The organism is Proteus columbae, from assembly GCF_002777965.1.
Classification (GTDB): domain Bacteria; phylum Pseudomonadota; class Gammaproteobacteria; order Enterobacterales; family Enterobacteriaceae; genus Proteus; species Proteus columbae.
This window is the reverse complement of record NZ_NGVR01000002.1, coordinates 148,570-169,470: the sequence shown is the minus strand read 5'-3', so window position 1 is coordinate 169,470 and position 20,901 is coordinate 148,570. Positions and strand designations below refer to the sequence as shown.

Here is a 20,901-nt window from a genome sequence, read left to right as displayed (position 1 = left end):
TACTTGCCATTCTTTACGGGAGTTATCGGGTTAATTATGTCTAATTCAGCTAAAAGCGTTGTTATTCTTGCTGCGGGAAAAGGCACCCGCATGTATTCACAGTTACCTAAAGTTCTTCATAAACTTGCGGGTAAATCCATGGTTCAACATGTGATTGATACTGCCAAATCATTAGGCGCTCAACAAACACACCTTGTCTATGGGCATGGTGGTGAACTAATGAAAGAAAAATTAGGTTCACAACCTGTTAATTGGGTGCTACAAGCAGAGCAACTAGGAACAGGTCACGCAATGCAACAAGCTGCGCCTTTCTTTGCTGATGATGAAGATATCCTGATGCTGTACGGTGATGTTCCACTTATCACCAAAGAAACGTTAGAGCGTTTAATTGAAGTCAAACCAGAAGGCGGTATTGGTTTATTAACGGTTATTTTAGATAACCCAACCGGCTATGGTCGCATTGTTCGTGAAAATGGCGAAGTGACAGGTATTATCGAACAAAAAGATGCGTCTGAAGAACAACTCAAAATTACTGAAATCAACACTGGTATTTTAGTGGCAAACGGTGGTGATTTAAAACGTTGGTTAGGTAAGCTCAATAATAACAATGCACAAAAAGAGTATTACATTACTGATATTATCGCGTTAGCGTATAAAGAAGGTCGTAAAATTGAAACGGCTCATCCTCGTCGTCATAGTGAAATGGAAGGCGTGAATAACCGTTTACAACTGGCTGCATTAGAACGTATTTACCAAACAGAACAGGCTGAACGCTTATTATTAGAAGGCGTTATGTTGCTTGATCCTGCTCGTTTTGATTTACGTGGTACATTAACCCACGGTAAAGACGTCGTGATTGATACCAACGTGATTATTGAAGGTGATGTCACTTTAGGCAACAACGTTGAAATTGGTACAGGATGTGTCCTGAAAAACTGTGTGATTGGTGATAATTCTATTATTAGCCCATATACGGTGATCGAGGATGCAAACTTAGCACAAGAGTGTACGGTTGGGCCATTTGCACGCCTTCGCCCAGGTAGTGAATTAGCGGATAAAGCTCACGTTGGCAACTTTGTTGAGATGAAAAAAGCAAGCTTAGGTGTTGGCTCCAAAGCAGGTCATCTGACTTACTTAGGCGATACTGAAGTAGGCGCTAATGTTAATATCGGTGCAGGTACTATTACTTGTAACTACGATGGTGCGAATAAATTCAAAACAGTGATTGGTGATGATGTCTTTATTGGTTCAGATACCCAGTTAGTGGCACCAGTTACTGTTGCTAATGGTGCAACAATTGGCGCAGGAACAACACTCACTAAAAACGTGAATGAAAACGAATTAGTGATCAGTCGAGTTAAGCAAACTCATATCAGTGGATGGAAACGTCCAGTGAAGAAAAAACAATAATTTTAAGAAAAGGGCGTATATTTAATTAGCGCCCTTTTCTTGTACGCTATTATTCTAAAAACAAAAAATATCCCCGCTTTCTACAATGGCTTGGGGAACAAACCAATCAGGTATAAGACATCCAAGTGCGAATAAACGCACAGTTTTAGGAATAACACAATGTGTGGAATAGTAGGTGCAGTTGCACAACGCGATATCGCTGAAATCTTAATTGAAGGCTTACGTCGTTTAGAATACCGCGGTTATGATTCTGCGGGTTTAGCGGTTGTGGATAATGACTGTAAAATGACACGTCTGCGCGAAGCTGGCAAAGTACAAATGCTGGCAGAAGAGGCAGAAAAAACACAAGTGATTGGTGGTACAGGTATTGCTCATACACGTTGGGCAACACATGGTGAACCTTGTGAAGATAATGCGCATCCTCATGTATCGGGTACGATCGCAGTTGTACATAATGGCATTATCGAAAACTACCAAGAACTGAAAGCAGAATTAATTAAAAAAGGGTATCAGTTTGCTTCACAAACTGACACTGAAGTGATTGCTCACCTTGTTAACTGGGAACAGCGCCAAGGTGGTACATTACGTGAAGTTGTACAACGCGTTATTCCTCAATTACGTGGTGCTTACGGTACGGTTATTATGGATAGTCGTACACCTGAGCTATTAGTCGCTGCTCGCTCTGGTAGCCCGCTGGTGGTAGGTCTTGGCGTAGGTGAAAACTTCCTTGCTTCTGACCAATTAGCTCTATTACCCGTTACCCGCCGTTTTATCTACCTTGAAGAAGGGGATATTGTCGAGGTTACTCGTCGCCATGTTCATATTTTTGATGTGAATGGTGAGGAAGTTGTTCGCGATACGATTGAATCTAACGTTCAATACGATGCAGGTGATAAAGGTGTATATCGTCACTACATGCAAAAAGAGATCTACGAACAACCTCTTGCAATTAAAAATACGCTTGAAGGTCGTTTACAAGCGGAAGGTATCAATCTTAGTGAATTAGGTCCTAAAGCTGAAGGGATCTTATCTCAAGTAGAACATATCCAAATCGTTGCTTGTGGTACATCTTATAATGCAGGGATGGTTTCTCGTTACTGGTTTGAATCTTTAGCGGGTATTCCTTGCGATGTTGAAATTGCATCAGAATATCGTTATCGCAAACCCGCGACTCGTCGTAACAGTTTACTTATTACTTTATCTCAATCAGGTGAAACGGCGGATACATTAGCGGCTCTGCGTTTATCTAAAGAGTTAGGTTATCTATCATCACTGGCAATTTGTAACGTGGCTGGCTCTTCTTTGGTACGTGAATCTGAATTTGTCTTGATGACTAAAGCGGGTGCTGAAATCGGCGTTGCATCAACCAAAGCATTTACAACACAGTTAACCGTTCTATTAATGCTGGTGGCATATATGGGACGTATTAAAGGTGTCGCAGCATTAGAGCACGACGTTTCAACAGCATTACACGCTTTACCAAGCCGCATTGAAAGCATGTTATCGAAAGATAAAGTGATTGAAGCGTTAGCTGAAGACTTCTCAGAAAAAAGCCATGCTTTATTCTTAGGTCGCGGCGACCAATACCCGATTGCGGTAGAAGGTGCATTAAAGCTAAAAGAGATCTCTTATATTCATGCTGAAGCTTATGCCGCAGGTGAATTAAAACATGGTCCATTAGCATTAATTGATGCGGATATGCCAGTTATCATCATTGCGCCAAATAATGAGTTATTAGAGAAATTAAAATCTAATATTGAAGAAGTACGTGCGCGTGGTGGCTTGCTGTATGTGTTTGCGGATCAAGATGCGGGCTTTGAAGAAAACGAAACGATGAAGTTAATTTCTTTGCCTCATGTTGAAGAGCTTATCGCCCCTATTTTCTATACCGTACCATTACAGTTGCTATCTTATCATGTAGCCTTAATTAAAGGCACAGATGTAGACCAACCTCGTAACTTAGCAAAATCGGTTACAGTTGAATAAATAAAGTCAAAGTTAACTTTATTCTAAAAGAACCAGTCATGCTGTAAAAAGCAGGCTGGTTTTTTTATGCTTAGAAAATAAAACTCTGCCTGCAAATTGATAACAGGCAGAGGAAAATAGCACAATCGGAGAGATCTATTGCTATTAAAACAACACTACAGTAAGAACAAAACTAAGTAAGAAAAGAACTAGTTGTAAGACTTAAACAGGGATTGGTTACCTGATTTATCAAAGGCTATCACTTGGTAAGGCTCTTTGTAATCACCTGCATACATACCTAAACTACCCGCAGGCATTCCTGCAACTGCGATACCTGATTTAGATTTATCCACTAAGTCGATATTTTTTAAGCTATCAACAGGGATATGTCCGACTAAATCTTTACCTTGATAAGTCGCAAAGTGGCAACTTAATAAATTATTTGGTACGCCAGCTTGTTGATATTTTTCCATTAATTGTGTTTCTGAAATAATATTCACTTTGACGTTAAAGCCTGCTTCTTTCACACCATCAGCCCATAAAGTACAGCATCCACAACTCTCTGTTTTATAAACCTCAACAACATTATGATTAGAAGCATAAGCTGTACTTGTAAAAGCAGAGATTGCAATGATAGAAGGCAGTAATAATTTTTTCATTGTTCATTCCTTTCATTAAGTTGATAGACGAAACAATAATCTTTCCCCCTACTGGAAGGTCAATTTAATTAAGGTATAAACGCGTAGAGTTTTGTAAAAAAATATTTATAGAAAACAAAGGTATAAATAATACTTTGCTTATCCTTTTTTGATGTTTTTCGAGAATATGACTTGATATAAGAAGAAAAAAAGCCTGCATAGCAGGCTTAAAATGGAGAAAACAGGGTAAACGTAGAGTAGTTAGGATGTAAACGACTATGAGGGTATCTCATGAGTTAAATCACCTCTTGCGAAGAGTGATTGTGCTTTAACTGGTAATGACTATAAACCTAAACTTAACTTGAGGTTAAAGCGGAGAAATTTGTGCAAAGGATCCAATTTTATTGATTAAACTAAAATATAAAAAAATGAAAAATAAAAAGCTAATATATTTCAATATATTAGCTTTTATAATAAACAGACTGAGTTTAATTTAAATACAAATTATTTGATGATAATTATTTGATAATAGTAATTTGTTTTACATCGATTTCAGTACTTGTCCATTCTTTATCTACTTTACCTTCAATTCTGACGGTATTATCTGGGGTAACGGTTTGTCCACGCCATCTTTTATTATCAATGTCTACATTGATGCCACCAGTGCTGTCTTCAAAAACATACAGTTCATCACCAATTTTTTTCGTAATTTTGCCCGTTAAAATAACCCAAGTGTCATCAGAAAGATCTTTGGCTTTAGCAACCGTGGTTTCACTAATAGAAGGGCCTTTAAATCCACCTTGTTCTGTTGGTGCTTGAATAGAGCCTTGAAAACCACCTTGTTGTGTTGTATTTGCTTGAGATGCAAAAGCCAACGTACTACCAATTAATAATACCAGTATTTTTTTCATAACAAGCTCTCTTATAGGTTAATAATGCAACTAATTGTTGTGTTAGATTTTATTTCATCTGTATGTATAAAACCGCATATTAAGGTAAATTTCAGTATTAATATATCAGTTGATTAAGACTTCCCTTCAAATTATAGCCCTTTATTTTTATTTGTATTTTTTATTGAGATAAGTATCTATCACTAAATACTTCTTTTCTTTAAGTTAAATTCACTGGTTATTTCCCCTTAGTCTCTGCGTGGACGGTTATTCAAAAATATACCCTTTGGGATCATTGTTTTTAGATGTATTACCTCTTATCATCCAGCGCCTTCAAATTTTTTTTAATTTTCCCCTATTATTTTTAGAGGTTTTAGGTTTTATGACTAACGAACGCATTGCCAATCCGGGTCCATTAGGTTTAATGGGTTTTGGTATGACAACGATTTTGTTGAACATACATAATGCCGGTTTTTTCCCAGTAGTCTCAGTCATTATGAGTATGGGAATTTTTTATGGTGGAATAGCACAAGTTATTGCTGGAATTTTTGAGTTCAAAAAAGGCAATACTTTTGGAGCCACTGCATTTACCTCTTATGGCTTTTTTTGGGTAACATTGGTAGGAATTTGGTTATTACCCGTGATGGGTTTAAGTGAACCCACAACACCTCTCTTTTTGGGTGTATTTTTAGCGCTATGGGGAATTTTTACCTTTTTCATGTTTATTGGCACGTTAAAAGCCAATAGAGCACTCCAGTTTGTCTTTTTAAGTCTGACCATTTTATTTGCATTATTGGCGATAGGAAATATCACAGGTAACGCACTGATTTTAAAAATTGCAGGTTTTGAAGGTATTATTTGTGGTGCCAGTGCTTTTTATCTTGCAATGGCTGAAGTATTAAATGAGATGTATGGCAGAACAATACTGCCAATTGGTCACAAGTAACCGCTTTATAAAGAAGTGGCTATTTAGCCACTTCTACTACTTGGCTTTTACGGCGCATTAATTTTCTTGCACACCATGCATAAAGCAATCCTGCAACAACACCTGAAATATGTGATTCTGTTGATACACCTAATTGTCCCGGAATTAATCCATAGGCCATTGATCCGTAATAGAATAGAACAAAGAGTGCAATTACAATATCGATAATTTTATGTCGAGTAAAAGCGTGAGCAATAAGTAAAGACCATAATCCAAAAATCCACCCACTTGCACCAACGTGAATAGCATTTCGTCCAAAAATCCAAACTAATAAACCGCTTACGATAATAATAAATATACTAGATAGCACATATTCTCGTAGAGATTGTGTCATGGATAAAAAGCTAAGAATAAGAAGCGGGAGTAGATTACTAAATAGATGAGACCAAGATCCATGAATGAAAGGCGCGATAAAAATACCAATTAAACCTTCACCCGTTCTTGGAATAATCCCCCACTGAAAAAGAGATATGGGTAATAGTGAGTTAATAAGTTGAAGTAAGACTAATATGACAGTTAACCCACCAAGAAAGGTGAGCCTTTTTTTAAACCAAACCTTATCCATAACGTAGCCTTAATAATGTGATGACGTTGATAAAACGCTATAACTATAAATAGAAGAGCCTTTAATAAAAAAGAAGAAAGGCTCTTTTTTATTTATTAGTCTAATAAATTAAGGCAAGCAGCTCCACGAGCGCCACCTGCATCACCATGACGTGCTTTTTCTATTGCTGGAATTTGTGCATTTCCATAGACACAGTGTGAGAGATATTCAGGTAATTGGTCATACAGTGCATTAAATTGCGATAATCCGCCACCAACAACAATTAAATGTGGATCAAGTACAGTAAGAATATTACTTAGATAAATCGCTAACACTTTCATATAACGATCAACGTGCTTTTCTGTTTTCTTATCTCCAGCATAGTATTGCTCAACAATATCAACGGCTCTTTTGGGAGTATGATTGAAGGCTTTATACATACGTTCAAAACCACGGCCAGATAAATAAGTTTCAAAACATGCTTTCTTGCCACAACCACAGATAATTTTTGGCATTGTTTCGCCAATTACGTTATCTGCTTCTACATTTAAGTTCATGTGGCCAATTTCACCAGCAATGCCGTTTTTACCGGAAAGTACTTTGCCATCAATAACAAAACCACCACCAACGCCTGTACCTAAAATAAGTCCAAGTACAGAAGGATGATGACGAAATTCGGGATCCCATGCTTCCGATAAGGCAAAGCAGTTAGCATCATTTTCAACTTTAACAGGTCTATTGAGTATATGTGCAAGATCATGAACCATAGGTTTGTATTTAGCTGCTGGAACATTAGTGGTAAATACCGTTCCTTCTTTTGCATTCACAATACCAGGAATACCAACCCCTACTTTTCCTTTACATCCTAATTCAATATCAGCTTCTAAAGTCAGTTCCTTAAAAACATTCAATAGCGCCTGATAATCATTTTTAGGTGTAGGTACACGTTTTTGCCATACTTGAGTCAGATCTTTATCAAAAACGGCAAGCTCAATTTTTGTGCCGCCCATATCAAAACCATAATACATATCAGTCTCTTAATTATTCTGTAAATATTATTTATAGCAACGACAAGGTAGTCGTTACGTGGCCATTTCTATTTCAGTCAATACTTAAGTTATCTCTACTGCTTATATACACTAGGTTAAAGAAGAACAGTGATTGGTGACAGTTGAGTTTTCTTTATCTATTGATTACTACTTTCAATCAAAACACTACGTACTTTCATTAGAGCAAAGCCTAATAAATTTAATCCATTCCAAAGAAGAGGGTTGTTAATCTCATTGTCTTGCTCACTTAAACCGACTCCCCATATTTTATCAACAGGGCTTGCCTCAACAAGCACACGATTGCCTGTTGAAATCAGAAATTTACCGAGTTCTTCATTTTGGGAAAACTTAGCGATATTGGCACGAATAACAATATCCATACGGTGTTGTTCCCAAATACCTTGGTCAAATCCTTTTACTTCTCTGCCTAATGCTTTTGCAGAGCCTGGATTAGATGCAGTAATAATGCGCTTTCTGACTTCTATATCATTAAATAATTTCGCTTTTTCAGCCATCATATAGTGTTCAGCACTGGCATAACGAACATCATCTAATATAAAAGGTGCTGGATACCATTGGCTAAAGCAACTTTTTGCGATGTCATTACCTTTACTTTTGTGCCCCCAAAAGTAGATGTATTTTATTTTCTTTCCTGCACGAAATTCTTTTTTTAATTGTTCTAAATCCATCTTTTTTCCCGTTATGTTGAACACTCCTAATTCACTTAATAAAGATAGCATAGAAGTAAAGAAGGATAGAGTGCCTTTTTGCTATTCTGCTTATAGGTGAAGCGATTCCGCTATTTTTAAATTATCCTTATTAAATTAATCTTAATTAGATTTGTTTTTGCTGAATGATAAAAAAAATAGAGCTTAGATTACTAGGATTACTCTTAAAAAAATTGAGCTAAAGAGCTTCTTTATTTATATAATTACACAAAAAGATAATCTTAAAATGATATTGCCTACTTAGTATAAAGGTGTAGTTAATTAAGTATTTTTAATATTAAAAGGTGTAATTATCGGTATTTATACTGATTATTGGTATTTATAACTAATAAAATACTTATTATGTAATTAATTTAATAGCTTAGATAAAATGATGTACTTGTTTTCACTGTTACATTTATTATTTGAACTAAGTCACGCTTGTGCATTTGTTAAGCTAAATTAACAATATCATTTTATAGATAAAATATTACTTAAGTTAATTATTCTGGAATACAGGTTATTCTTAGCGGTATTTACTATAAGTAAATAATAAAGCCAATCATAGATTGATAATCTATTTTTGTCTTTTATTTTGATGTTTTTTTCTAAAACTTAACCGATGCTGATGTATTTTATTTTTTCTTAATAAAATAGAGCGATCGTAATATGATAAAAAGCAATAAACACACCTTTTAGGTGTAAAAAAGGAACCTATTTTGATGATGATCAATATGAATAAATAATCCTTTCTATTTTTAGTTATTATTTTTTTAGTCTTTTTTGGAATGGAAAAAAGGTAGTTTATTAAAATTGATCTTGATGGTTTCTTTGATTTTTAGAAGAAATAATATCAATAAATAATTATTTTAGAATTTTATTTTTATAAAATTTATACAAATTGTTATTAGTTAACTCTAGTTATTATCTGGTTTTTAAACCTGTTTTTTTAGGTAAAAAAGACGCTATTTTTGATAGTAATAATAAATTTTAGGTTAAGTAAAAATACCCATTTTTATAAAGTAAAAATGAGTACCGTTTTACTTTTTACACTTTTTTTGATGTTGTCTTTTTCATTAAAATAATTATACAATTTAATTTAAATAATCATTACTTCTAATTGGATGATGCTTATTTGTAATTAAATAGATCATTATTTATAAGATTATTTTACCCTACATAGTTGATGTTCATTAATTGATGATTTAATGAAGGTTTAAATATGAATTTATAAAGATATATTTTTAACTTATTGTGAAAATTATCTATAAGGTTCTCTCTTCCTTATTTTGGATGAGCATCAAGTTATTGAACAAGGTTTAGAGTACTGTTATTAAAGGGGTCACACTATGTATGATGATATTAGTAACTTAAAAGATAAGTTTCAGGAAGATGCCTTTGCTTTTCAAGAGTTTTCTTCCTCTACAACACAAGATATTGATAATAAAATAGAACCAGTAGTTATAAATAAAGAAGATAATAATAAAATTAGTAATTTAAGTAATAATACGTTTTCTGAAACTTCACTTGTAGTGAAAAACGAACCAAAACAGCCTGTTACTTCATCGTCTATCCCTTCTTATCACCAGGACGCTTTAGTTGTTAAAGCAAAGAAAGACAATTTAATTAAGAGTAAGCAAAATTTGTTAGCAGATAATAAAATATTTGATAGCAAAGAAACTGATAGAGTTCATGCTCATGAAAATTTATCACTAAAGGATATATTGTCATTTATTGCCTCTGTCTAATCCAAATAAGCAAAACTCTTTGTATAAACAAATAATATTGACTGGTGTCAATCTTTAGCCATTGTTATTTTATTTTTTAAGATAGGTTTATTTCTTTTCGATGTTTATTAATGTCGATAGGGTGCCTTTGTCTTAAGAAAAGATCTATGGCGATGACAAAGGTATGGGTTTATGAATAAAATATTTAAAACATTAATTACGGCTTTTCTATTGATAACAATGTTTTCACTTATTGTTATGCCAATGAGTGCCGAACAACAATATATATTCGGTATTATCAATATATTGCTATTATTTGTTATCGGTTTTAAAAAATCAAAAAAACGATTACTAACAATGGTTTTTATTTCATTGTTGATGTCAACACGTTATCTCTACTGGCGTGCAACAAATACCTTAAATTTTAATACAACTATCGAGGCTGTATTAGGTAGTGGTTTATTTATGGCTGAGATTTATTCTTGGATAATATTAGTCCTAGGATATTTCCAAACGTCATGGCCATTAAATAGAAAAATAGCACCTTTACCTAAAAATGTTTCTCAATGGCCTACTGTTGATATTTATATTCCAACATATAACGAGAGCTTGGATGTTGTACGTGATACCGTCCTCGCGGCACAAGCTATCGATTATCCACAAGATAAAATGAAAGTTTATATATTGGATGATGGTAGTCGTGATGAATTTAAACAATTCGCTGGTGACGTTGGTGTAACTTACATTGAACGTGAAGTTCATGATCATGCCAAAGCAGGTAACTTAAATCATGCGATGGGATTAACAGACGGTGAACTAATCTGCGTTTTTGACTGTGACCACATCTCAACACGTATTTTCTTGCAAGCAACAGTAGGAAGCTTCCTTGAAGATCCAAAACTAGCGCTGATCCAAACACCACACTATTTCTACTCGCCAGACCCATTTGAGCGTAACTTAAGTGCGGCTAAAGATGCACCGCATGAAGGCGCACTTTTCTATGGCCCTGTTCAACGTGGTAATGATAACTGGAATGCGACATTCTTCTGTGGTTCATGTGCTGTTATGCGTCGTAGTGCGCTTGAAGAAATCGGGGGTATTGCGGTTGAAACGGTAACTGAAGATGCACACACTGCGCTTAAATTACAACGTTTAGGTTGGAACTCTGCATTTATTGATATTCCTTTAGCAGCGGGCCTTGCAACAGAACGTTTAGCATTACATGTTAACCAACGTATTCGTTGGGCTAGAGGAATGACACAGATATTCCGTGTTGATAATCCAATGTTGGGTCGTGGTTTAACATTCCCTCAGCGTTTATGTTATCTCAATGCCATGCTCCACTTTCAGTACGGTTTGCCTCGTATCATCTTCTTGACTGCACCGTTACTGTTTATGTTATTTAACCTTAATATTATCGCTTCATCCGCAAGCATGATATTCGCCTATGCATTACCACACTTAATCATGTCGGTTTATGTAAACTCGAAAAATATCGGTAAATACCGTTACTCTTTTTGGGGTGAAATATATGAAACCGTCATGGCATTTAGTTTGGTTCTACCTACCTTACTGAGCTTAGTTTCACCAAAATTAGGTAAATTTAACGTAACAGATAAAGGTGATTTGCTTGATAAAAGCTATATGGATTACCTCACTGTGCGTCCATTAATTATCACTGCACTTCTTCTTATCACTGGGATTTCATGGGTTGTTGTTCGCTACCTATTAAATGACTTCCAAGGTATTGACCCACTGGTTATTGTTTTAAACCTAGCTTGGGCGACTTACAGTTTATTTATCATTCTTGCCTCTATTGCAGTAGGTAAAGAGACGCGACAAATTCGTAAAAATACTCGAATCAACGCATCTCTACCGATTACGTTACATTTTGATGATGGCGCTGAATTAACAACTACCACTGAAGATATTTCAATGGGTGGTATTCGCATTGCCGTGAATAAAATGTCTGAACTTCGCCAACGTAATGTCACTTCAATCACCCTGAATGTACAACGAGATGAAGTTACCGTTCCTGTTGATATGGTGAGTTTAGAAAGCAATCAACTACGTCTTGAATTCTTACCTATTGATTTAAATCTTCGCCGTAAATTGGTGCGCATTGTCTTTGGTCGTGCTGATGCATGGATCCATCAGGCAGATTATAAAGACAAGCCATTTAAAGAATTGGCAGGTATTACACGTTGTATTTTAGAACTGTTCTTTGGTCGTCGCCAAAAAGTGAAAGCACCAGCAATAAGAACGAAAGCAAAAGCTTCACTCTCTGTGCAATCTATTAACGGGGATGACTAAGCATGAAAAAGAAACTGACATTAATGCTAAGCCTGACGGCGATAGCGATCGCAAGTATTAATCTTTCTCAAGCTGATACCGGAATGTTAGAGCTAGGAGGGGAGTTTTTACCTGACCCGACTTCTTATACACATTCGCCAGTGCAACAAAATGCGAATAACCCGATCCAACTTGAAGATGGCGTATTGTCTGAAGCGCGTAATATTGAAGAGCAATTAACATTGGCACAGATGGGAAGTCCATCACCTATCGTGTTATCAGGAAGAAAATTACTTTCTGGTGTGACTTTTAATATGGCGAACGATTTATTTATTGATAACGCCACATTAACGATGAAAGTGAAAGCGTCTCAAGGATTAGTTCAATCTGATCAAACACTTCACTTAATGCTAAATGGTCAACCTATGGGATTTCTACCTTTAGAAGACGGTGGGCAAGAGCATGAATATGTTTTAGAAATCCCTGAAATGATGTTGACGAATGTGAATAACCTCAGCTTTCGTCTAGCCAATCGTGATGCATTGGATGAAAACCAATGTATTCCTCCACTGGCTGAAGGATTAAGTCTGGTTATTTCACCGGATTCATCATTAGATTATCGAGGTCGCTGGATTAATGGCGGGTATAGTCTGGAACGATTGCCCCTACCGTTCTTTGATCCTGACAGAATGACAGCGACCTCGTTACCTATCATATTGTCAGATAAACCTGACCATGCCGAGGTAACAACAGCAGCCATTGCTGCATCATGGTTTGGTAGTTTTAGCCATGATATTAAGCAAGTTGATTTACCCGTTTTAATGAATCAGTTACCTGAAAGTGATGGTATTTTAGTTGGCTATTCAGGACAGACTATTGCGGGTATTACATTACCTTCAGGAAATAGTGGGCAATTAACCATTGTTGATAACCCGGTCGATCCTGTTTTCAAATTATTACTGATCAGCGGTGATAATGAGAAATCTCTTCGTCAAGCTGTATGGGCGTTAAACAACGGTAAATTGCCACAAAACGATCACTTAATGGTGCCTTCTCAAACGCTTGCAATGAGTACGGATTACGATGCACCTCGTTGGTTAAATACCAATAAACCTGTTTCGTTAAGCCAAATTGCCAATGGTAGTGATGATTTCTCACGCCAAGGTATTAACCATGCACCGAATCAGTTTTCGTTTCGTGTCTCTCCCGATCTCTTTTGGTGGGATGGTGATGCACTGCCTTTAGATTTGAAATATGTTTTCCCTCATTCGGATAAACTAAATAGTCGTCGTTCTTCATTAATTGTCTCTTTGAATAACCAATTCTTAGGTGCATTGTATCCGGCGCGTTCAGAACCTTTAGGTATGTTAAGACAATGGCTGGGAATGGAGAGCGAACAGCAAAATAGCACGCTCTATTTAAATCCTCGTCAGATCTATAGCCAGAATCAGTTGCAGTTTTATTTTGATTTACGTGAGCCAGAAGATTCTCCGTGTATTTTAACGGATGGCAGTAGCTTAATTAGCCAAATTGATCCGCAATCAACGTTGCAATTTAAAAATACTTGGCACTACTCCAGAATGCCGAACTTGGCTTATTTTTCAGGAGCGTCATTCCCATTTAGTCGCCGTGCGGATTTTTCACAAACCACATTGCTATTACCTGAAAATCCAACAATAGAAGAGCTTTATACCTTAGTGAACCTAATGGCGAGATCAGGTTATGCCACAGGTACACCGGTTTCTCATGCTTCGGTTTTCTTAGGTGCTAAAGAACTTGAGAAAAATAACCTCTCTCAACACGATGTGCTAGCGATTGGCTCATTAAATAGTGAGGGATTTCTACCTGCTCGTTTTTCACAACAAACGTTCTCATTTTTAAATAAAAACGTCGAAATCAAACCACAATCATTGATTGATAAGGCAAAAGGTTGGATTGCTGGCGATTATTTATCTCAAAGTGGTGATGCTGCAAGTTACTTATCTTCAGTGAAAGATTGGCGCGGCATGATGAGTTTTATCTCACCTTGGGCAAGCGACAGGGTTGTCGTATTGGTTACAGCTAAAGGTAATGATTCGATAAAAACCATTATCAATGACTTAAATTTAGCCCAAATAAACGCGGCCATTAAAGGCGATATCACTCTTATTAGTGGTAAAGACACCGTAAAAAGTTTCCATTTAGGCGAACACTTTTCGCAAGGTGATTTACCTTTCTTACAACAATTCCTTTGGTATAGCTCTAGACACGTATATTTGCTGGGTCTTTTAGCTGTTGGTTTTTGTGCGCTGACGGGCTTCGTGACTTATTACTGGTTACAACGTCGTTCAACTCGTCGTTTACATCAGATATCACAGCATCGTTCAGACAAATAAGGGGGGATATAAGATGAAAAATCACGCACTTAATATCATCGTTAAAGTCATCTATGCAGGTTGCATTCTAGGGGCTTCAAGCCAAGTACAAGCAACCGCAGTTGAGGCAAATGCAGCAGCAACTGATCCAAATATTGTCAGTTCTCTTATTGAACAAGCTAATTATTGGCACGGTAGAGCACACGATGAACGAGCAGTAGAAGCACTGCAAAAAGTCCTAATTATGGAAAGCAATAATCAGGACGCGCTGTATTTAATGGCATTCTTTACTGCGCAACAAGGTAATGAACAACAAGCAACCTATTGGCGAGAAAAACTTGCGCAAATTGCACCGCAAGATCCACGAATTGAAGGATTAAAAAACATCCGATCATCACAATTTAGTGAACAACAATTAGGATATGCCAGAGAGTTAGCAAAAAAAGGGCAACATGAAGAAGCAATAAAAGCGTATCAACGTTTATTTGTTAGCAGTGAGCCACCTGAAACATTGGCGTTAGAATATTATCAAACCATGGCAGGTGTGCCCGCTATGTTGCCTCAAGCCATTACAGGATTAAAGCAACGTGCTGCATTAATGCCAGATAATAAAGAAACGCAAAGAGCATTAGGATTAACGCTAACTTATAACGAAGAGACTCGCCGTGAAGGGATAACTATTTTAGGTAATATTTCTGGTGATGAGTCAGCCAAAAAAGGTATGCGTCAAGCCCTGTTATGGTTGAATGTTCGCCCTGATGATGAAGTGTTATATAAAACCTATTTGCAAGCAAACCCGAACGATAAAGCGGTTGTAGAGCATTTCCAAGGCGCTATTCAAGGTAATGCACGACAAGCGGGTTATACCGCATTAAATAAAGGTAAATTGAAAGAAGCCGAAGGTTATTTCAAACAAGCTTTATCAGCAGATAAAAATGATGCACAAGCCTTAGCGGGTTTAGGTTATATCGCATTACGTTCAGGTGATTTAACCACAGGTCAGCGTTTATTAAACCAAGCTGCGCAATCAGGTGGCGAACAAGGCAGTAAATGGAAGCAACAAGCGGAAGATGCGGGTTTTTATGCGCAATTACGCAGCGCACAACAACGCGCTAAACAAGGAAATATTCAACAAGCTATTGATCAATTAGCACCATTAACAGGTGCTTCAGGTGAAAAAGGGGTGTCTGCCAACTTATTACAAGCTGACTTATTACGTAAGCAAGGTAATTTACCGGCTGCTCACCAATTGCTGTCAGGACTTTATCAGCAAAATATCCGTAATGAAAAAGTGATTTCTGCTTATTACTATTTATTAGTTCAGGAAGGACAGAATACGAAAGCAGAACAATTACTGGCTCAACAATCTGCCTCTTTGCGTCAAAAACTTACTGCGAATACAGATCCTTCTGAGAAATTACGCCGTGAAGCGCAAAAAGCGTTAGAGAATGGTAATCGTGTTCAAGCAAGACAATTGCTTTTACAAGCTCAGCGTAAAAACCCGCAAAATAACTGGGTTTACCTTGATTTAGCACGCCTCATGGCTGCTGATGGTGACAGTGCTGGCGCAAAAAATATCATCTCACAACTACAAAACCGTAGAACAAGAGATTCTGATTATGTGGCATCGCTGTTTTATGTTGAGCAAAAAGAGTGGGATAAAGTTTTTAACTTGTTAAGTAGCCATAATCAACAAACTGAAGCTGAAAAAGAGTTATTACAGCGTGCTCGTTTTTATCGTCAACTTGCGCAAGCTGATCATTATCGTCAGGCAGGAAACCTTGTTGCAATGCGTAATATTTTACGTCCATTAATTAATCAAGTCGCTGATTATCCAAATGATGTGGGCGAATTAGCAGAGAAATTGGTTAACAGTGGATTAAATGATGAAGCGTTGCAATTAGTTGAAAGTGATATTGCAAAAGGCACTAAAGGTTCGGTAGGTAACTACGCAGGTCATATCAATGTTCTCAATGAGTTAGGTCATTATACACAGGCATCTAGCTTGATTAATGATCCTGCTTTACAACAAGAAACACCGATTGTTGAGAAAAAACGTTTAGAAGTTGCCACTAAAGTTGCGCAAGCAGATAGCTTACGTGAAAAAGGTGAAATTAAAGCCACTTATGACACGTTAGTGGTTGCTTTAAAAGCGTCACCAAATGATCCCGATTTATTAATGGCATTAAGTCGTGTTTATTTAGCGCAATCAATGCCTGAACAATCAAACAAAATTCTTTCTTATTTAGAAAAAGAGCAAGGAAAAGATAGCAAATTAATCCAAGCTCAAATCGAAGTGGCATTAGCACAAAAAGATGGAAGAAAAGCACAACAGTTATTACAGCAAATTCCTTCATCTTCACAACCCGCGTATCTATTACAAGCTGCACAAATTGCGCAATTAAATGGTGAGAATCGCAAAGCATTAACGTTACTGCGTAGTGCGCAATGGCAAAATAGTGATAGCACATTAAAAACCTCAGCTGGTCAATTAAGTGCATTAGAGGGGAGTGATAATCCTGCTATTGCGGGTTCTATCTATGAACGTAAAGAGATGGCATCGGTTCAGCGTTCTATTCGTGAACTAGAAGAGAAAGTTTCACCTTGGGTGCAAGGTGGTGTGGCTATACGTCATCGTAATGGTGATAAAGGATTATCTAACGTCACTGAAATTTCAGCACCAATCAGTATTTCGAGTGTACCTGGTGAAGAGTTCCGTTGGGAATTTAGTGTTAACCCAGTTTCGATGACAAGTGGTTCAGTTTCAGGAGAAAGAGCTAACCGTTTTGGTTCGGGTCAACTTCAACATGCTGAACGCTTTGCTAAAAATAGCGATAACCATGATGAGAAAAACAAAATTAATGCCGATGAAGCCGGTAGTCAACGTGCTTCTGGTGTTGAATTAGGACTGCGTTTATCAGACAAGGATGTCAGCTTTGATGTTGGCTCAACGCCATTAGGTAAAGATACGGCAACGGTTGTTGGTGGCATCACATATTCACCTCAAATTAGCCAGAATGGGCAATTAACACTGACAGCAGAGCGCAGAGCCATAAAAGATAGTCTACTTTCTTATATGGGGCGTACTGACCCAATGACAGGCGAAAGTTGGGGTCGTGTAACACGTAACGGCGCTAAAGTTCAATATGCTTGGGATGATGGAAAAATTGGGGCTTATGCTGGCGGTGGTTACTATAACTACGAAGGTAAAAGTGTTGCGAGTAATGATGAAGTGAAAGCGTGGGTTGGCTCTTATGCTAAGTTCTATAAAGATGATCAACAAGAAGTAAAAGCAGGTGTACATGTTGATTATATGAACTTTAGAAATAACCAAAACTATTTCTCATTAGGACACGGTGGTTACTTTAGCCCACAAGATTATGTGTCTGTTTCATTGCCTGTTGCTTATACCCGCCGTTTTGAAAACGGTGAAGTCTCATTAAATGGTGCAATAGGGATACAAAGTTACAAACAAAAAGGCAGTGATTATTTCCCAACACATGGTTATATGCAAAACGCATTAAATAAAAAGAATGCGAGCGATCCTCGTATTAAATCTCAGTACGAAGAAGAAGACGAAACAAATTTCACTTACAGATTAGGTTTAGACGCGAAATATTATTTAAACAAAGAAACCGAGTTAGGTGTCAGCTTATCGCATGATACATCGGGTGATTATGCTGAAGATAATATGTGGTTACACTTAAAATATACCCCAGACTTCCTGTCTAAATAATTAAGGAGACAAATAATGAATAAGCATGACAGTGATATCTTACAATTACCTTTTGAAAGTGGCTGGCAAGATCTAACTCAATTATTATTTTTTCAAATTTTAAATGACAATGATATTTCTACTGCTGGAAATAAATTAAGGAATATAGGTAAAGATATTGCCTTACGTTATCCTTTACCCGAAAGCGAAAATATTCAATTACTTGAATCACATATTAATCGCGTATTAACGTTATTTAAATGGGGTTTTGTCACTATATCTCCTGCAATGAGCGAACTTTTACTGGTGCATTGTGCATGGCCTCATTTTACACAAAGCCAAGATGATGCTCAGTGGCGTGTTGCAAGTGCGGGGATTTTAGAAGGGTTATATGAAGGTTGGTTAACAAACCAAGGTGGTAATGCCAAAATGCAAGTACATCGCCAACCTACTGATGCAAAAGATGTCTTTATTTTCCGCTATGCGCATAACTCATCAGCCGAATAATAATATATATGCTTTATTGATGAGCATAGGAGGTCAAAAATGAATGAAATGATATTTAATGATGATAATTCTAAATGCTTATTAATAAAGCAATTTACTAATAATGTTTTCATGATGTTAGTAACAGATATTAATGGCATCATTATTTATGCAAATGAAAAGTATTGTGAATTCAATAATGTTCATTTTGAAAATATAAAAGGTAAAAAATACAGCTTATTTAACTTAATTGACGAGAATCAAATCAATTGTTGTGTAAATGGTAATAATGATAATAAAGGAGTATATCGATTAGAAGCCAAAAGAAATAACGATGCACAACAAGATATATGGGAAGATATTAGTATTATTCCTGTGTTTGATGAAAGTAATTTAATTTCTCATTATGTATTTATTAGCTTAGATATTACTGATAAGGTAGAGCTAAGAAATGAGTTATTTAATAAAAGCTATATTGATTCATTAACTGGAATATCTAATCGATTAAGTATCGTCGAAAAAATTGAAAATGAACGATTAAATATTTTACAGCCCTCTTCATTTTGCCTTGGTATTATAGATTGCGATAAATTCAAATCTATTAATGATCAATTTGGGCATCATGCAGGCGATAAAGTATTGTGTGAAATATCTAAACGGTTGTCACAATTAGAAAACAGTGAAGTCTATTGTGGGCGACTTGGTGGCGATGAGTTTGCTGTGCTTTTCCCTAAAGGATTACGTTCTTGTTCTGTGATTTTGTTAGAAATAATAGAATCACTTTGGAAATCAATGGAAAAGCCCATCAATATTAATTCGGACTTTATGTTAACTCCTTCAATTAGTTTAGGTATTGCTGAATATCCTAAAGACGGAAAAACATTATCTGAATTATTAAAATCTGCAGATGAAACACTTTATTCCATAAAAGAAATGGGTGGTAATAAATATGGGTTTTATTCTGGGTTTTAAATAGAAAGTTATTTTTAATAAAGATATATATAAATAACGTTATCTCTTTTTAACGAAGAGGGAGGTAACTGTTTTTAAAATATATCTAGCATTCCTGATGAAATATAAGAGTAAATTTAAAATAATACTAAATATTAGTTTTAGATAAATATCTATTAGAGGATTTTATTATGATGAAAGCGGTTATCCCTGTTGCTGGATTAGGTACTCGTATGTTACCTGCAACGAAATCAATTCCTAAAGAAATGCTACCTATTGTTGATCGCCCTTTAATTCAATATATTGTTGAAGAGTGTGCTCAGGCAGGCGTTGAGGAAATTATTTTAGTTACTCACTCTTCTAAAAATTCAATTGCGGATCACTTTGATACCAGCTTTGAATTAGAAAATATGCTGGAACAGCGTATTAAAAATAAATTATTAGAAGAAGTGCGTTCAATTTGTCCTGAAAATGTCAAAATTGTCCAAATTCGCCAAGGCCATGCTTTAGGTTTAGGCCATGCAATTTGCTGTGCACGTCCAGTTATTGGTAATAATCCATTTATTGTTTTACTGCCTGATGTTTTATTAAATGCACATTATTGCGATCCTCAACATGATAATTTATCAGCAATGATAAAACGTTTTGAAAAAACAGAACGTAGCCAAATTATGGTTGAACCTGTGCCAATGAGCCAAGTGCAACAATATGGTGTTGTAGATTGTGAAGGTGTTTTCTGTCCTCAAGGTAATTGGGCTCCTATTCGTCGTATCGTGGAAAAACCAAATCCTGAAGATGCACCTTCTAACCTTTCTGTTGTTGGTCGTTATGTTTTCTCTGAAGCTATCTGGGAATTATTAGATGGTCTACCTGCTGGTGTTGGTGGTGAAATTCAATTAACAGATGCGATTGATTTATTATTGAAAAAAGAAGTCGCTGAAGCGTATACCTTAGTGGGTAAATCACATGACTGTGGTAATAAGCTAGGATATATGAAAGCCTTTGTTGAATATGGCCTCCATAATTCTGCGTTAAAAGAAGAATTTTCTTCTTGGATGCAGGACTTTTGTGAAAAAACATTGTTACCCAAAACAGAAGCCATAGAAGAAGATGAAGTAAGTGAAGCACAAAAGATAGTTGCTATCTTTTGAGTTTATATTGAAATAATATGCAATATGCCGACCGAGA

At 36.3% G+C, this 20,901-nt stretch carries 15 protein-coding genes; 10 read left to right on the top strand and 5 right to left on the bottom strand.

Translation table 11 applies throughout. The annotated features are described in order from the left end of the window. The first annotated feature begins 36 nt into the window (after positions 1-36). Together glmU and glmS are read left to right on the top strand one after the other, a co-directional pair. Positions 37-1,410: a bifunctional UDP-N-acetylglucosamine diphosphorylase/glucosamine-1-phosphate N-acetyltransferase GlmU gene (gene glmU / locus CBE70_RS00765; RefSeq protein WP_098941544.1), complete on the top strand. Its 1,374-nt coding sequence runs from the start codon at positions 37-39 to the stop codon at positions 1,408-1,410. A gap of 159 nt (positions 1,411-1,569) precedes the next feature. Then, the gene (glmS, locus tag CBE70_RS00760) at positions 1,570-3,396 is read left to right on the top strand and encodes a glutamine--fructose-6-phosphate transaminase (isomerizing) (RefSeq protein WP_100157812.1); all 1,827 of its coding nucleotides are present in this window, start codon (positions 1,570-1,572) and stop codon (positions 3,394-3,396) included. A gap of 188 nt (positions 3,397-3,584) precedes the next feature. Here the strand turns inward: glmS and CBE70_RS00755 are convergent, their stop codons facing one another. Further along, on the bottom strand, positions 3,585-4,034 hold the full coding sequence (locus CBE70_RS00755) for a DUF411 domain-containing protein (protein WP_100157811.1): 450 nt from the start codon (positions 4,032-4,034) through the stop codon (positions 3,585-3,587). Between the two features lie 497 nt (positions 4,035-4,531). Further along, positions 4,532-4,939, bottom strand: coding sequence for a YgiW/YdeI family stress tolerance OB fold protein (locus CBE70_RS00750; RefSeq protein ID WP_232797318.1), 408 nt, complete (start codon positions 4,937-4,939; stop codon positions 4,532-4,534). A gap of 346 nt (positions 4,940-5,285) precedes the next feature. On the opposite strand from CBE70_RS00750, the gene satP reads away from it, so the two are divergent. Next, positions 5,286-5,849, top strand: a complete 564-nt coding sequence (gene satP / locus CBE70_RS00745) for an acetate uptake transporter (RefSeq protein WP_072065220.1) — start codon at positions 5,286-5,288, stop codon at positions 5,847-5,849. 19 nt (positions 5,850-5,868) lie between these two features. Here the strand turns inward: satP and CBE70_RS00740 are convergent, their stop codons facing one another. The 3 genes from CBE70_RS00740 to CBE70_RS00730 form a co-directional block, all read right to left on the bottom strand. After that, positions 5,869-6,453, bottom strand: coding sequence for a rhomboid family intramembrane serine protease (locus CBE70_RS00740; protein WP_100157810.1), 585 nt, complete (start codon positions 6,451-6,453; stop codon positions 5,869-5,871). A 95-nt stretch (positions 6,454-6,548) separates the two neighbouring features. Beyond that, positions 6,549-7,460 (bottom strand): N-acetylglucosamine kinase, encoded by a 912-nt coding sequence (gene nagK, locus CBE70_RS00735; RefSeq protein ID WP_100157809.1) that lies wholly within the window; start codon positions 7,458-7,460, stop codon positions 6,549-6,551. Between the two features lie 158 nt (positions 7,461-7,618). Continuing rightward, positions 7,619-8,170, bottom strand: coding sequence for an NADAR family protein (locus tag CBE70_RS00730; RefSeq protein WP_100157808.1), 552 nt, complete (start codon positions 8,168-8,170; stop codon positions 7,619-7,621). A gap of 1,367 nt (positions 8,171-9,537) precedes the next feature. Here CBE70_RS00730 and CBE70_RS00725 point away from each other — a divergent pair. The 7 genes from CBE70_RS00725 (at position 9,538) to galU (ending at position 20,864) form a co-directional block, all read left to right on the top strand. Beyond that, a complete protein-coding gene (locus tag CBE70_RS00725) occupies positions 9,538-9,936 on the top strand; it encodes a hypothetical protein (protein ID WP_100157807.1) in 399 nt (132 codons plus the stop codon). Between the two features lie 171 nt (positions 9,937-10,107). Beyond that, complete coding sequence (bcsA, locus tag CBE70_RS00720; RefSeq protein ID WP_100157806.1) at positions 10,108-12,228, top strand: UDP-forming cellulose synthase catalytic subunit; 2,121 nt, start codon at positions 10,108-10,110, stop codon at positions 12,226-12,228. Positions 12,229-12,230: 2 nt separating this feature from the next. Next, the gene (gene bcsB / locus CBE70_RS00715) at positions 12,231-14,582 is read left to right on the top strand and encodes a cellulose biosynthesis cyclic di-GMP-binding regulatory protein BcsB (protein ID WP_100157805.1); all 2,352 of its coding nucleotides are present in this window, start codon (positions 12,231-12,233) and stop codon (positions 14,580-14,582) included. A gap of 13 nt (positions 14,583-14,595) precedes the next feature. Then, the gene (locus CBE70_RS00710; RefSeq protein ID WP_100157804.1) at positions 14,596-18,297 is read left to right on the top strand and encodes a cellulose biosynthesis protein BcsC; all 3,702 of its coding nucleotides are present in this window, start codon (positions 14,596-14,598) and stop codon (positions 18,295-18,297) included. Between the two features lie 15 nt (positions 18,298-18,312). Next, positions 18,313-18,783 carry a cellulose biosynthesis protein BcsD gene (gene bcsD / locus CBE70_RS00705; protein WP_100157803.1) on the top strand — a complete coding sequence of 157 codons (471 nt, stop codon included), beginning with the start codon at positions 18,313-18,315 and terminating at the stop codon, positions 18,781-18,783. A gap of 39 nt (positions 18,784-18,822) precedes the next feature. Further along, a complete protein-coding gene (locus CBE70_RS00700; protein ID WP_100157802.1) occupies positions 18,823-19,734 on the top strand; it encodes a sensor domain-containing diguanylate cyclase in 912 nt (303 codons plus the stop codon). A gap of 170 nt (positions 19,735-19,904) precedes the next feature. Beyond that, positions 19,905-20,864, top strand: coding sequence for a UTP--glucose-1-phosphate uridylyltransferase GalU (gene galU / locus CBE70_RS00695; protein ID WP_100157801.1), 960 nt, complete (start codon positions 19,905-19,907; stop codon positions 20,862-20,864). The last annotated feature ends 37 nt before the right edge of the window (positions 20,865-20,901 follow it).

Coding starts and splice junctions, on each gene's coding strand:
- glmU (WP_098941544.1), top strand. CDS start 37: ATGTCTAATTCAGCTAAAAGCGTTGTTATTCTTGCTGCGGGAAAAGGC.
- glmS (WP_100157812.1), top strand. CDS start 1,570: ATGTGTGGAATAGTAGGTGCAGTTGCACAACGCGATATCGCTGAAATC.
- CBE70_RS00755 (WP_100157811.1), bottom strand. CDS start 4,034: ATGAAAAAATTATTACTGCCTTCTATCATTGCAATCTCTGCTTTTACA.
- satP (WP_072065220.1), top strand. CDS start 5,286: ATGACTAACGAACGCATTGCCAATCCGGGTCCATTAGGTTTAATGGGT.
- CBE70_RS00740 (WP_100157810.1), bottom strand. CDS start 6,453: ATGGATAAGGTTTGGTTTAAAAAAAGGCTCACCTTTCTTGGTGGGTTA.
- nagK (WP_100157809.1), bottom strand. CDS start 7,460: ATGTATTATGGTTTTGATATGGGCGGCACAAAAATTGAGCTTGCCGTT.
- CBE70_RS00730 (WP_100157808.1), bottom strand. CDS start 8,170: ATGGATTTAGAACAATTAAAAAAAGAATTTCGTGCAGGAAAGAAAATA.
- CBE70_RS00725 (WP_100157807.1), top strand. CDS start 9,538: ATGTATGATGATATTAGTAACTTAAAAGATAAGTTTCAGGAAGATGCC.
- bcsA (WP_100157806.1), top strand. CDS start 10,108: ATGAATAAAATATTTAAAACATTAATTACGGCTTTTCTATTGATAACA.
- bcsB (WP_100157805.1), top strand. CDS start 12,231: ATGAAAAAGAAACTGACATTAATGCTAAGCCTGACGGCGATAGCGATC.
- CBE70_RS00710 (WP_100157804.1), top strand. CDS start 14,596: ATGAAAAATCACGCACTTAATATCATCGTTAAAGTCATCTATGCAGGT.
- bcsD (WP_100157803.1), top strand. CDS start 18,313: ATGAATAAGCATGACAGTGATATCTTACAATTACCTTTTGAAAGTGGC.
- CBE70_RS00700 (WP_100157802.1), top strand. CDS start 18,823: ATGAATGAAATGATATTTAATGATGATAATTCTAAATGCTTATTAATA.
- galU (WP_100157801.1), top strand. CDS start 19,905: ATGATGAAAGCGGTTATCCCTGTTGCTGGATTAGGTACTCGTATGTTA.